Here is a 12,900-nt window from a genome sequence, read left to right on the forward strand (position 1 = left end):
GTATGAGCCTTGTTGTTATAATTAATTTTATGATTTAATTAAATTATTATGTACAATTATCTCGGTATTTTTTCAAGAGTTCGAATTGCTAACTCCAATTCTTTTCTTTCTTCTTCAATGTTTTTTACATTGATATCAGTTGGATAGATTTCATAAAGTTTTACATATTCAGGTGGGGTAACTTTTCGCATAATTACATTTGCACCACAGGAGAATAAATTATTATTTTCTTTACTATCCAATACACCAAGTGAAGTTGTTGCAGGTAAGTTTGCCTTCGGCAAGATGATTCTGGTAATGGCAACAGCTTTTTTTGTAAGTTCCGTACTACCGGCAGAATAATTATTTAGTTCCGTCTCCGGATGTGGAATAAAAGGACCAATTCCTGCCATATCACATTGCAAATCATAAAGAAGAAAAATATCCTTTGCGATTGTTTCCAAACTTTGAGTAGGTAGTCCAATCATAAAACCGCCACCGCTTTCATATCCGAGTTTTTTGAGATTTCTCAGACATTCTGTACGATTTACAAGAGTTCCACAAGGGTGAAGTCTATCATAGAGCAAGTCATCTGCCGTTTCGTGTTTTAGTAAATATCTATCCGCTCTGCACTCTTTTAAATATGTAAGTTCTTCAAAAGTTTTTTCTCCACAGCTTAATGTAATAAACATATCCACTTGTTTCTTTATTTCCTTTATGATAAATCCCAATTTTTCTACTGTAAAATACGAATCTTCTCCCGATTGAAGTACAGCGGTTAAATATCCCGCTTTTCTTGCTTCTATAGCTGTATGTATTATCTCTTTTTCTGTCATTCGATAACGCTTGGCAGAAGAATTGGTAGAATTTAATCCACAGTATTTACATTTTCTTTTGCAGTAATTTGAAAATTCTACAATAGCTCTAATATCAATATATTTTCCGTGATTAAGATAATTTATTTTATCTGCATATTCAAACACCGAAGAAAAATCATCTAATTCAAGTAGGGATAGAATATTCTTTACAGAAATATCATCTAGGAGTTTTTGAATTTTCGGATGTATATTCAATGAATTACTCCTTTGATTTTGTATAGGATGTTTTTACATTAACACCCTCTAACATTCCCAATTTTCCGGATAAGCTGTTAATAACATTTGTAGGTGCATCGATGATAATGCTTATTAGAGAAACACCTCTTGTCTTGTAGGGAATTCCCATTATACTTACAATATAAGAACCATATTCGTGCAAAATATCATTAATAGTATTTGCTTTTGTTAGGTCTTCTACAATAATTCCGATTAAAGCTAAGCGATTTTCTTGCATTTTTACCTCCTTTATTCCATAAAAAACCGTATGAAAGAAGATATTCTCTAAATTCATACGGTATCGTGTTTTTTTGAAATTGTTCTAAAAATTATAGCAATACAAAATAAGCTTGTGTTAATTTATATAAATAAAAAACACCGCCTTGATATTATGGATTAAATCCATTTTATTGAGTATGATATGTAATATGTAAAGTAGAATATCTTTCTTTCAGAAAAAAATTAAAATCTTAATCTTTCAGTTAGACATTTTTTATGTTTATATTACATTCTAGTATAACATAATAAATTAAGACTTATATAAAAAAAGTTCAGTAACTAAATTTAATTACTGAACTTTTAAAATTATTTTTTGCTAAGATTTTTAAGACCGAATTCATAACCTGTTTTAGTGTCTAAAATGACATTATCATTGATAATTTCAAGTCTTTGTTCTTCTAAATTTTCTGCTCTTATATATCTTTTATCTCCAATTTTTACAATACTTGGATAGTCATAAAATCCACCATAAATTTTTGGACCTTCTCCTTTATATTCAAATTCCTCATTCATAGGTAATTCAAAGCTTATGAAAGAATAATCTTCTGTCTTCTTAACTATTTCAACAGTTCCGCCCTTAGGTCCTTCATATACATTACCATAATACTTTTCCATTTCTTTATCCGGAACTCTATCATAATGAGTAAATTCGAATCCAGTATAGTTATCTACAATTACATTCTCTGAAACTATTTCAAATCTATCATCTGGTAAGCCTTCGGCAGTTAAAAATTCTTTACCACCTTTTCTTACTACTTTAGGATAATCAAAATCTCCACCTGATATACGTTCTGCTACATTATCTTTAAAAACTGCATTTTCAGATAATCTAAAGGATAAAACGGAATATAATTTACTCTTTTTAATTACAGTAATTCCTGAATCAACAGCTCCATATCTTTTCCCATAAAGTTGATCTACTTTATTGCTCTTTGAAGCACAAGACGATAACAACAAAGTTGATACCAAAAACATGAACAAAATTTTTATTTTTTCATAAAATCACTCCTTTTTACTTTTTAAAATAATTATAGTTACAGAAAATCTATAAAATACAACTATATTTGTTCTATCCATATTAGCAATCTATATAATAAGATTTTAATATAATTTTTAACCAAATCAACATATTCGCTATACACTATAAATATATCACTTTACTCAAATTAAGTCAAGTATTTTATGAAAAAAACACTTTTTATCATATTTTATTTTGTTGAAAAATAATATTTTATGTTAAAATATTATGGTAATTTTTACAAAGAATTAAATTTAGAAGAAAAGTGTTTTGCTTGGCACCCACTTTAAAAATCAAGTGCTGGGGCACATTTGCCCTTTTTTTGTTGAACAAAGCACTCCAAAAAAGGAGGAAATATGAACGTTAAAAAAATTACAAGACAGGGAATGGTAGCGGCAATTTATGTTGTATTGACTATTCTTTCAGAAACTTTTGGATTGGGCTATGGAAGTTTACAATTTAGACTTTCAGAAACTTTAGCAATTTTACCATTTTTTAATCCGGAATACACAATTGGTGTAACATTAGGTTGCTTTTTAGCAAATATCGCTAGTACAGTAGGAATTATTGATATGGTGGTTGGAACTTTGGCAACTTTTGTAGTTGCATTGATTATGACTAAAATTAAAAACTTCTACATAGCTTGTTTAGTACCAGTTTTAGTAGGTATGCTTCCAATAGCATTGGAAATATATTTTATGATGCCAAATCCTGTAGGTTTTTGGGCTATATTAGGAGAACTTATGCTTTCTGAAGCCTTAGTTATCTATGCGGTAGGAGTCCCTGTTTTTTATATTTTATGTAAAAACAAAGCTTTTACAAAAGCTCTTGAGTTTAAAAGAGATATAAAATAAATGTAAAAATTGGTGTGGTTATTCATACCAATTTTTTTGTTGCTTTTTAGATAATCAAATAATAAATAAAATATTTACACCCCTTTTCAAATTTATTAAAATGTGGTAAACTTTGACTATAATTTTATTTTAAGAAGGAGAAATATTATGTGGTTATTAGATATAATCAAAGTTATAATTTTAGGTATTGTTGAAGGAATTACCGAATGGCTACCTGTTAGCAGTACAGGTCATATGATTTTGGTTGATGAATTTTTAAAATTAAATCAGTCTGCTGAATTTAAAGAGATGTTTTTAGTTGTTATTCAACTTGGAGCTATCCTTGCGGTTGTAATTATGTTTTTTAACAAGTTAAATCCTTTTTCGAAAAGGAAGACTAAGGAACAACAAAAAGATACGATTAATATGTGGTTAAAAGTTATTGTCGGAGTCATTCCTGCAGGAGTTTTGGGAGTGCTTTTTGATAAGACTTTGGAAAAATATTTTTATAATTTTCCAACAGTTGCATTTACCTTAGTTTTATATGGTATTTTATTTATAGTTGTTGAAAATAATCCGAAATTTAAAAAACAAAATATAAAAAGATTTGAAGATTTAAGTTACACATTGGCTTTTTATGTAGGATGTTTTCAAGTTTTAAGTTTAATTCCGGGGACTTCTAGATCTGGAGCTACTATAATTGGAGCTTTAATTCTTGGACTTTCAAGAAGTTTAGCGGCAGAATTTTCATTCTTTATGTCAATTCCAGTTATGTTTGGTGCAAGTTTATTAAAACTTAGAAAATTTGGCTTTGCATTTAGCTTTTTCCAATTTTTCATTTTAATACTTGGAATGCTTGTGGCATTTGTAGTTTCCGTTATGGCAATTAAAATGTTGATGAGATATATTAAAAAACACGACTTCAAAGTTTTCGGATATTACAGAATCGTTCTTGGTGTAATTTTAATTTTATATTATATTTTACATTAAAAATATCTTTAAATAAAAAATTAAAAAGTTAAATAGAAAAATTAATCTATTTGACTTTTTTTGTTATATTTGATAAACTGAATTAACATAATAAAGGAGATGATATCTATGAAAAAAAGATTTCTAATTATGGCTCTTACAATCTGTCTTTGTACTACTTTTGTTTCTTGCAAGAAAAGACCGATACCGGAAGAAAAACCAAAAGATAATACTCAAATAGATGCTAAAGAGAAAAAGATTAAAGAAAACATTGAAGAGGACGAAAAAGATAAAAAGCCTGATGAAAATAAAGATGAAAAAAAAGAAAAAGGTTTGAAATTTACAGTTAAGGATACTGGAGGAAATGGGGTTAAAAAAGTTTCAGAGAAAAATTCTAAAGTGCCATTTGATATCTATACTGTTGGTATGGAATTTACAATAGAATTAGATGGTACTTCATACAATATTAAAGATGCTATCTCAAAAGGAATTTTGGATGAAGATAAATTAATTCAAAAGCTAAAAAATGATAGGGAAAATGGAAACTCTACTAGTGAAATGTATAAAGATGGTGGTACTATAATATATAGATATAAAGATTATTCTATTGTAAAATACAATTCAATTGATGGTGATGAAGATATGTATATCACTAGAGAAAAAGATTTAGATTCTTTGGATAAAATATTAAATAAAAACTAGGATAAAAAGGTCAACAACTGAGAATTGTTGACTTTTTTTAATAAATTTTTAAAAGTAAAGAAAATTAAAAAAGGAAGTGAGCTTAATGTGTAAAGAATGTTATGTAAATCAAAGTAGGATGACACCACTATTAAATCCGATAGATTGTTTGGAAAATCATACTCAATATATCTGTGGAACTTGTGGAAGATGTATTTGTATTGAATACGATAAAAAGAGAGGATTACAACGTTGGAATTTTCCTTTTAAATCTTTGGAAATTGCAAAATTATATTTGAGAACAGCTGATTATACGACAAAAAACCATGTGGTATTTATGAGATTTTAAGTGAAAATGGAAGACTTTCTTATAAGATTTTTGAAGATGAAAAGTGTTTAAAAGATTATTTAAAAAGAAATAAAGGAAAAATTTGCGAAAAAATGAAACCTGTTTTTATTGTTGAAGAATACCAAGAATATGAAAATACACAGGTTAGAAAATTAACTCCTGATGAAGTAGAAAAATATATGTCGGAGAGATAAAAAAATCGCAGGTGATAACCTGCGATTTTATTTAAAAACATTTTTTATTACTTAATCAGCTATTATTAAACCGTAATTTCCATCTTTTCTCTTATATAATACATTTGTTTTATAATCTTTTGCATTCTTGAAAATGAAAAAGTCATGGTTTAAAAGTTCTATTTGTAAAATAGCTTCTTCTTCAGACATCGTAGCTACATCGAATTTTTTAACTCTAACAATTTTTGATTCTTCTTCTTCCAAAGGTTCAGCAATTTTTTCAAATCTTATAGTTTCTAAAGCTTGATATTTCTTTTGTAGTTTAGTTTTGTTTTTTCTTATTTGTCTTTCAAGATTATCCAAAACGATGTCTATTGAAGTATACATATCGTTTGTGCTTTCTTCTGCTCTAAGTATTGTGCTATTTGGTAAATAAATTGTAGCTTCAAAAATCTTATCGTTTTTAACTGCACTGTAAGTAACTTTACCTTCAATGTCTTTAGAGAAAAATTTATCCAATTTTTCAAACTTTTTAGCAGTGATTTCTTTTAAAGCATTTGTAACTTCAATGTTTTTACCTATAAATTGTAATTTCATACCAATACCTCCCTAACATTTTTTATATTTGCATTAAAAATGCAAATATAATGTTACTTATATTATACCATATTTTTCCGTTAAATACCTAAATTGAAACTAAAATTTTTATTTTTATATTATTTTATGTTATACTTAATTAGTATTTATTTTAAAAGGAGATATTATGAAAAGAGATACTGTACTTATAACCGGCTCATCAAGGGGCATTGGTTCTGCAATTGCAAAGGCTTTGGCAAAAGAAAATTATAATATAGTTATAAATTATAAAGAAAACGAAATAGAGGCAAAAAAAGTTTTTGAAGAAATAAAAACATATAATTCGAATGTCTTAATGATACAAGCGGATATAAGAAAGACTACCGAAGTTGAAAATATGTTTAATGAAATAGAAAAAAATTTTGGAAATGTAGATATTCTAATAAATAATGCAGGGATTGCAAGTGTGAGATTTTTTCAGGATATTACAGAAGAGGAATGGGAAGATATTTTTAATGTAAATGTGCATGGATCATATCGTTGCATAAAAAGGGCGATTCCTTCAATGATTAATAATAAATATGGGAAAATAATTGGAATAAGTTCAATATGGGGAGTTACAGGGGGAGCACTTGAGGCACATTATTCAGCTACTAAAGGAGCGATTATTTCTATGAATAAGGCTCTTGCAAAGGAGTTAGGGTATTCCGGTATAACTGTAAATACAGTTGCACCCGGTGGAGTTGATACTGATATGTTAAAGGATGTTCCAAAGGAAAGTATTGAGGCTTATTGCTCTGAATTTCCTTTACAAAGACTTGCAAAACCTGAAGAGATTGCAGATGTGGTAAAATTTTTGATTTCCAAAGAAGCCTCTTATATAACAGGACATGTTTTAAATGTAAATGGGGGAGCTTTTATTTAAAAAATACTGAAAAAAACATAAAAAAGCTATTTACAAAAGTTTAAAAAAGTTGTATAATCTATGCGTGGCTATAAATTATCGCGGCAAATAATTTATGGGGAGTATGAAAATATGGCAAAAATGATGGGACCTAGATTTAAACAATCAAGAAGACTAGGCTTAAATGTATGCGGACACCCAAAAGCTAACAAAAGAATGGGTAAAGGTCTTGCAAGAAACGACAAAAAATTAACAGAATATGGTTTACAATTACTTGAAAAGCAAAGATTAAGAGCTTACTATGGAGTAATGGAAAAACAATTCAGAACTTATGTAGAAAAAGCACTTAGACAAAAAGAACATATAACAGGGGATGCTCTTGTTATGATGTTAGAAACAAGATTAGATAACCTTGTTTACAGAATGGGATTTGCTTCTTCAATCAGACAAGCTAGACAAATGGTAGTTCATGGACATATGCTTGTTAATGGTAAAAAAGTTGATATACCTTCATACGAAGTACAAGTTGGAGATGAAATCACTTTAAGAGAAAAATCACAAAAAGTTGAAATGTTCAAAGAAAACTTTGAATCTACATTCTTAGGAGTTGTTCCTTACATCGAAAAGAAAGAAGGATTAAAAGCAACTTTATTAAGAATGCCTGAAAGAAGCGAAGTTCCTATTGAAATTCAAGACTCATTAGTAGTAGAATTCTACTCAAGATTAATTTAACAAAACAAAGCACGAATCATCGTGCTTTTTTGTGTTTTTTAACAAATATAGTATGAAATGTAAATTTCTCTGTTGCGTTTTATAATTGATTCCTCTTTTTAGTTTAGATTCTATCAGAAAGGATAAAGGTGAAATATATGTCAAAAAAAGATTCAGAATTTCAAGTAAAAATTATGTCTTTTCTGTTTCGAGGAAAAGAAATATTTAAACCTTTAAATACGGGTTTTATTGATGAAAGAGTAAGCTGTATTAGAGAATATGTAGCTAATATTTACTTTTATACAAAAGATGGTTATACTATTATGATTGATGCGGGATATAATTATGATAGACTTGAGGAAAAGATGAGTTGGCTTAATATCAGTCCGAAAGATATAAAAGAGATTTTAATTACTCATCAAGATACAGATCATGTAGGAGCCATTGAAAGAGGCAGTGATGAATTATTTAGCAAATCAACAATATATATTGGAAGAATTGAAAACGAGTATTTAGAAGGCCGTAAAAGGCGTAAAGTGTTTTGGGGTTTACATAAATTACCTCAAGTGAATATTGATAATAAAAAAGTTTTGATTGATGATGGAGAAGTGTTTTACATTGGAAATATTAAAATAGAAGCAATTCTTGTTCCCGGTCATACTTGGGGACATCTTGTATATCTAATTGATGATACTTATTTATTTACCGGAGATACAATTTGGTTTGGTGCAGACGGCGGTTACGCGTTTTTAAATAATCTTGCAGAAGATAGAAAGTTGCAAATAAAATCGCTTAAAAGATTGGAAGAAATTCTTAGAAAAAGAAATCTTAAGTTAAAAATTATTACAGGGCATACAGGCTGGACTGATGATATAGACTTTGCTTTTGCTCATACAGATGAAATTTGTAATTCATTAAGGAGAAAACCGAAAGTTCATGACCCTAAAGCACCCTATGACGGCTTTGATGAAAGTTGTGATACAGAAGAAAATGCAAGAAATGTATTGCTTGAAAAATGCTAAAATTTAAAAATTTTTATAGAAAAGGTGATGTTATATTTTGAACATCACCTTTTTTTAAATACTATTAGATTTTATTTCTTTTTAATAAATAATGCTATTACAAATGCTATAAAACTTGGAATTATCCAGTTAAAACCTATATCACTTAATGGTAAAATAGTTATAAATTTTAAAATTCCCAATTGTTCATAAAGCACTTGAATAAAACTTATTGTAACTGCTGTAAAAGCAGGTAATTTAAAGATTAAATCATTTTTAATTTTATCTTTAAAGAATGCAAGTATAATTAAAACTATTGTTGGTGGATAAACAACGGCAAGTATTGGAGCACCGATTTTTACTATTCCACTAACTCCGATTATTGCAGCTGCAGTTCCAAATATACAAATACAAAGTATAAAAGTAGAATATTTAATTTTTCCTTTTGTAATATTTACCAAATATTCTCCTGATGCTGATGTAAGTCCTATTGAAGTTGTTAAACAAGCAAGGAATGATGCTAAACCTAAAGCAATTTTTCCGGCATTTCCTAAAAGATTTTGTGTTACATTTACAATTATTTGAGATTGTTCAACATCTAGTCCATATTTTGCAGAAACAGTTGCTCCAAGATATGTAAGACCGCCATAGATTAATCCTAAAGTAGTACAAGCGATAAGACCTGATTTAAACAACATTTTTACTTGTTGTTTTGGTTCGCTGTAACCTTTATTTTTTAATGTCAATAATAAAACTGATCCTACTGCTAAAGATACAAAACAGTCCATTGTTTGATAACCGTCAATTAATCCTTTTCCTAATACACTATTTATTTTAGCGGTTTCTGCAGGAGCTCCAAGTGGAGAAATTATTCCTTTAACAATTATTACAACTAATGCAAGAATTAAAAAAGGAGTTAAAAATTTTCCGATAATATCTACAACCTTTGATGGTCTTACAGTTAAAAAGTAAGTTAGCGAATAGAATATTATAGCTACTGCTGTTATAGTAAAAGTATTATGAAATCCCAATATAGGTTTGATTCCCATTTCATAAGCTGTTGCACCCGTTCTTGGAATTACAAGAAGCGGTCCAACACACATAATAACCATAAAACTCAAAACTAAAGCAGGTTTCTTTCCTATAGGACTAAAAAATTTCATTATATCACATTCATAATATGTAACAGCCATTAGAGCTACAAGTGCAAGACCAACAGCAGTAACTGTAAAGCCTAAAAATGTGATAAACCAAGAGCTACCTGAAAGAACTCCCAAATATGGGGGAAAAATCAAATTTCCTGCTCCAAAAAACATTGCAAAAAGTGCAAAACCAAATGTTAACATATCAATTATGCTATTCTTTTTGTTCATTACATTCCCTCTCCTTAAAAATAAAAAAATCAAAATATCAAAACTAAGAAAAATTGTATTTTGTCTAAACATATTTTACAAGAAATTCATAAAAAACTCAATAGTAAAAACGGTTTTTTACAAATAATTTTTATTTATATTATATATCTTTTATAAAATTTAAAGAAAATTATTATATTTTATAGCATAACAGTTTAATACAATATCACTAGACAAACAAAAAAGTATGGTATAATTAAATTGGTAGGGATGTTTTATGTAAATAATTTTGTAGGAGGATTATTATGAAAATAAAAAGATTAATAATATTAAGCCTTTTCTCAATATTTGCCTTATGTTCTTTTAGTATAAATAAATCCGTAGCTAAAGATATTCAAACTGAAATTCAAGATAAAGAGAAGATATTTTCTAAAGAAGTGGATTTTGCTTCTGATGCCATTTACAAATTTTATAGAAATCAAGATTTGGGTGAAAAGAATAATTTAGAGATCTATTTTTCAAAAGACGTCCTAAAACTTATGAATTATAAAATTAAGTATAATGATTTAAAGAATAAAGAATTGGATAATTATTACTATAGATATGAAGTTATAGTAAAACCTGTAGATGTTGAAAAGTGGAAGCAAGAGGGAAATTTTTATAATTTTAATTTGCAAGTTATAACTGAATTTGTTTATTCTAAATCTGATGAAATTAGCGGAAATTCTGTAGTACTTGAGCTTACTGTTACCAGAGATAAAAAAGATAATTTAAAAATTACAAGATGCTATCAAAGCATTCATTCCGAAGTTGATGAAGCAAAATTTTATGATATGCTTTCCAAAAACGAAGATGTTGACAAATGGCTTGATGAAAATTTTGAAAAAGCAAAGGAGTATATAAAAAAATCAAGAAATAGTTGGGAAGCGGATTTTTATAGAATTATAGCTATTTGTGATTAATAAAGATTTAATTTGTAATAAATTTTTAAGGTAAATTTAAGATATTTGTATTAAAATCGGGATTAAGATGATTCATTATCATTTTATCTCGATTTTTTGATAATTTAATTAATATTTTTTATTAATTTGATGAAAAAATTTTAAAATATGGTAGAATAGATATTGTGGGAGAAAACATTTTAGGAGGTATGATATGAAAAGAAATGAAGTAGATAAAAATTAACTTGGGATTTGACTGATCTTTTTAAAACAGAAGAAGATTATAAAAATGCCCTTAAAGAAATAGTAGAAAAAACAGATGAGCTTGTAAAAATTTACGAAGGAAAACTTGATTGCTACTGTACTATAAATAGCTGTTTGGAAGATTTAAAACCTATTTATGTATTGATTGATTTAACTGCTAACTATGCAAGTTTGGACTATGAAACAGATTTAGGTGGTAAAGAACAGTTTGAAAGAATTGTAGATTTTGAGAATACCATTGCTCCGGTTAATGCCAAACTTAGCTTTGTAGAAACTGAAATTTTAGCAAATGATAAGAGAATTATAGAAAAGGCTATGAAAGAAAATTCTGAAAATAGAAGATTTTTAGAAAAACTTTTAGACAGAAAAGATCATACTTTATCAAAAGAAGTTGAAAGCACACTTTCAGCTTTATCAGGAAGTTTTGAAACCCCTTATAGAGTATATCAACAATCAAAAATGCAAGACTTATCTTTTGAAGATGTTGAAGTAAATGGTGTAAAAACTCCAATGACTTACAATATTTTTGAAGGATGTTTTGAAGTTAGTTCAAATACTGAATTTAGAAGAGATGCTTTTAAGAAATTCTACAAGACTTTAGAAAAATACGAAAATACGTTTGCAAGTGCATATTATAGCAATGTTCAACAAGATAAGGCAATGTCTAAAGTTAGAAAATACGACAGTGTTTTTGATTATTTACTAGCTTCACAAGAAGTTACAATGGATATGTATAATAGACAATGTGATGTTATTATGGAAAAACTTGCACCACATATTAGAAAATATGCAAGACTTTTAAAGAGAGTAAATAAATTAGATAAAATGACTTTTTCAGATATGAAAATGCCTTTAGATTCTGAATTCCAAAAAGTTTACAGTATTGATGAATGTAAAAATATGGTAATTGATGGATTATCAGTTTTAGGAAATGATTATAAAGCTTATTTGGAAAGAGCTTTCGATAATAGGTATATTGACTATGTGGATAATGAAGGAAAGGCCTCAGGTGCTTTCTGTGCAAGTCCATATAAAGTGCATCCTTATGTACTTTTAACTTGGTCAGGAAATATGTCCGACATTCTTACAGTTGCTCATGAACTTGGACATGGTGGACATTTCTCACTTTGTCACCAAAATCAAAATATTTTAAATGTTGATTGTTCAACTTATTTTGTAGAAGCACCATCAACAACAAATGAATTGATTATGGCTCATTATTTACTTGAAAATGCAAAGACTGATAGGGAAAGAAGATGGATTATTTCAGAAATAATTTCAAAAACATATTATCATAATTTCGTAACACATTTCTTAGAAGCATATTATCAAAGAGAAGTTTATAAAATTATAGATAAAGGCGGAGCTGTTGACGCTGAAACTTTAAATACAATCTTTAAAGAAACTATGGAAAAATTCTTTGGTGAAGATGTTGAACTTGCAGATGGAGTTGAAAGAACGTGGATGAGACAACCTCATTACTACATGGGACTTTATTCATATACTTACAGTGCAGGTTTAACAATCGGAACACAAATGTGTCTAAATATTTTAAAGGATAATTCAAAGGCTGCACAATGGATTGAAGTTCTAAAAGCCGGTGGAAGTAAAAATCCGGTAGATCTTGCAAAAATGGCAGATGTTGATGTTACAACAGATGCACCGCTTCTTAATACAATTGAGTATATCGGAAGTTTAATTGACGAAATGGAAAGATTAACTGATAAGATAGAACAAGAATAATTTACAAAAGATACTGATTTTATTCAGTATCTT

14 protein-coding genes are annotated in these 12,900 nt (G+C 28.2%); 9 read left to right on the plus strand and 5 right to left on the minus strand.

The annotated features are described in order from the left end of the window. Positions 1 to 56: 56 nt before the first annotated feature. The 3 genes from hydE to HMPREF9127_RS01580 all read right to left on the minus strand — a co-directional run bounded on the left by hydE (position 57) and on the right by HMPREF9127_RS01580 (position 2,327). Positions 57 to 1,052, minus strand: coding sequence for a [FeFe] hydrogenase H-cluster radical SAM maturase HydE (gene hydE, locus HMPREF9127_RS01570; protein ID WP_009447716.1), 996 nt, complete (start codon positions 1,050 to 1,052; stop codon positions 57 to 59). 4 nt (positions 1,053 to 1,056) lie between these two features. Then, complete coding sequence (locus HMPREF9127_RS01575) at positions 1,057 to 1,311, minus strand: TM1266 family iron-only hydrogenase system putative regulator (protein ID WP_009448031.1); 255 nt, start codon at positions 1,309 to 1,311, stop codon at positions 1,057 to 1,059. Between the two features lie 347 nt (positions 1,312 to 1,658). Then, positions 1,659 to 2,327: a hypothetical protein gene (locus tag HMPREF9127_RS01580; protein WP_009448245.1), complete on the minus strand. Its 669-nt coding sequence runs from the start codon at positions 2,325 to 2,327 to the stop codon at positions 1,659 to 1,661. Between the two features lie 399 nt (positions 2,328 to 2,726). Here HMPREF9127_RS01580 and HMPREF9127_RS01585 point away from each other — a divergent pair, with 399 nt between their 5' ends. From HMPREF9127_RS01585 to HMPREF9127_RS08690, 4 genes are all read left to right on the plus strand, one after another. Beyond that, positions 2,727 to 3,224, plus strand: a complete 498-nt coding sequence (locus HMPREF9127_RS01585) for a QueT transporter family protein (RefSeq protein ID WP_009448174.1) — start codon at positions 2,727 to 2,729, stop codon at positions 3,222 to 3,224. Between the two features lie 147 nt (positions 3,225 to 3,371). Continuing rightward, positions 3,372 to 4,193: an undecaprenyl-diphosphate phosphatase gene (locus HMPREF9127_RS01590; protein ID WP_009447855.1), complete on the plus strand. Its 822-nt coding sequence runs from the start codon at positions 3,372 to 3,374 to the stop codon at positions 4,191 to 4,193. Between the two features lie 108 nt (positions 4,194 to 4,301). Further along, the gene (locus HMPREF9127_RS01595) at positions 4,302 to 4,874 is read left to right on the plus strand and encodes a hypothetical protein (protein ID WP_009448081.1); all 573 of its coding nucleotides are present in this window, start codon (positions 4,302 to 4,304) and stop codon (positions 4,872 to 4,874) included. Positions 4,875 to 4,959: 85 nt separating this feature from the next. Beyond that, positions 4,960 to 5,202 carry a hypothetical protein gene (locus HMPREF9127_RS08690; RefSeq protein ID WP_009447765.1) on the plus strand — a complete coding sequence of 81 codons (243 nt, stop codon included), beginning with the start codon at positions 4,960 to 4,962 and terminating at the stop codon, positions 5,200 to 5,202. A gap of 245 nt (positions 5,203 to 5,447) precedes the next feature. Here HMPREF9127_RS08690 and hpf read toward each other — a convergent pair whose 3' ends face one another. Beyond that, a complete protein-coding gene (hpf, locus tag HMPREF9127_RS01605) occupies positions 5,448 to 5,972 on the minus strand; it encodes a ribosome hibernation-promoting factor, HPF/YfiA family (protein ID WP_004832713.1) in 525 nt (174 codons plus the stop codon). A 166-nt stretch (positions 5,973 to 6,138) separates the two neighbouring features. Here hpf and ymfI point away from each other — a divergent pair, with 166 nt between their 5' ends. From ymfI to HMPREF9127_RS01620, 3 genes are all read left to right on the plus strand, one after another. Beyond that, entirely contained in the window at positions 6,139 to 6,876 is a 738-nt protein-coding gene (gene ymfI, locus HMPREF9127_RS01610; protein WP_009448180.1) for an elongation factor P 5-aminopentanone reductase, read from the plus strand. 111 nt (positions 6,877 to 6,987) lie between these two features. Next, positions 6,988 to 7,587 (plus strand): 30S ribosomal protein S4, encoded by a 600-nt coding sequence (gene rpsD / locus HMPREF9127_RS01615; protein ID WP_009448389.1) that lies wholly within the window; start codon positions 6,988 to 6,990, stop codon positions 7,585 to 7,587. 137 nt (positions 7,588 to 7,724) lie between these two features. Beyond that, positions 7,725 to 8,588 carry an MBL fold metallo-hydrolase gene (locus tag HMPREF9127_RS01620; RefSeq protein ID WP_009448288.1) on the plus strand — a complete coding sequence of 288 codons (864 nt, stop codon included), beginning with the start codon at positions 7,725 to 7,727 and terminating at the stop codon, positions 8,586 to 8,588. A gap of 71 nt (positions 8,589 to 8,659) precedes the next feature. On the opposite strand, the gene brnQ is transcribed toward HMPREF9127_RS01620, so the two are convergent. Beyond that, positions 8,660 to 9,940, minus strand: a complete 1,281-nt coding sequence (brnQ, locus tag HMPREF9127_RS01625) for a branched-chain amino acid transport system II carrier protein (protein WP_009447812.1) — start codon at positions 9,938 to 9,940, stop codon at positions 8,660 to 8,662. 284 nt (positions 9,941 to 10,224) lie between these two features. Between brnQ and HMPREF9127_RS01630 the strand changes: the two genes are divergently transcribed. Together HMPREF9127_RS01630 and pepF are read left to right on the plus strand one after the other, a co-directional pair. Then, on the plus strand, positions 10,225 to 10,881 hold the full coding sequence (locus HMPREF9127_RS01630) for a hypothetical protein (RefSeq protein ID WP_009447701.1): 657 nt from the start codon (positions 10,225 to 10,227) through the stop codon (positions 10,879 to 10,881). A gap of 231 nt (positions 10,882 to 11,112) precedes the next feature. Next, a complete protein-coding gene (gene pepF, locus HMPREF9127_RS01635) occupies positions 11,113 to 12,867 on the plus strand; it encodes an oligoendopeptidase F (protein WP_009447817.1) in 1,755 nt (584 codons plus the stop codon). Positions 12,868 to 12,900 lie beyond the last annotated feature (33 nt).

Source organism: Parvimonas sp. oral taxon 393 str. F0440, from assembly GCA_000223315.2.
Classification (GTDB): domain Bacteria; phylum Bacillota; class Clostridia; order Tissierellales; family Peptoniphilaceae; genus Parvimonas.

Coding starts and splice junctions, on each gene's coding strand:
- HMPREF9127_RS01590 (WP_009447855.1), top strand. CDS start 3,372: ATGTGGTTATTAGATATAATCAAAGTTATAATTTTAGGTATTGTTGAA.
- brnQ (WP_009447812.1), bottom strand. CDS start 9,940: ATGAACAAAAAGAATAGCATAATTGATATGTTAACATTTGGTTTTGCA.
- HMPREF9127_RS01580 (WP_009448245.1), bottom strand. CDS start 2,327: ATGTTTTTGGTATCAACTTTGTTGTTATCGTCTTGTGCTTCAAAGAGC.
- hpf (WP_004832713.1), bottom strand. CDS start 5,972: ATGAAATTACAATTTATAGGTAAAAACATTGAAGTTACAAATGCTTTA.
- HMPREF9127_RS01585 (WP_009448174.1), top strand. CDS start 2,727: ATGAACGTTAAAAAAATTACAAGACAGGGAATGGTAGCGGCAATTTAT.
- HMPREF9127_RS01620 (WP_009448288.1), top strand. CDS start 7,725: ATGTCAAAAAAAGATTCAGAATTTCAAGTAAAAATTATGTCTTTTCTG.
- rpsD (WP_009448389.1), top strand. CDS start 6,988: ATGGCAAAAATGATGGGACCTAGATTTAAACAATCAAGAAGACTAGGC.
- HMPREF9127_RS01595 (WP_009448081.1), top strand. CDS start 4,302: ATGAAAAAAAGATTTCTAATTATGGCTCTTACAATCTGTCTTTGTACT.
- HMPREF9127_RS08690 (WP_009447765.1), top strand. CDS start 4,960: ATGTGTAAAGAATGTTATGTAAATCAAAGTAGGATGACACCACTATTA.
- ymfI (WP_009448180.1), top strand. CDS start 6,139: ATGAAAAGAGATACTGTACTTATAACCGGCTCATCAAGGGGCATTGGT.
- HMPREF9127_RS01575 (WP_009448031.1), bottom strand. CDS start 1,311: ATGCAAGAAAATCGCTTAGCTTTAATCGGAATTATTGTAGAAGACCTA.
- HMPREF9127_RS01630 (WP_009447701.1), top strand. CDS start 10,225: ATGAAAATAAAAAGATTAATAATATTAAGCCTTTTCTCAATATTTGCC.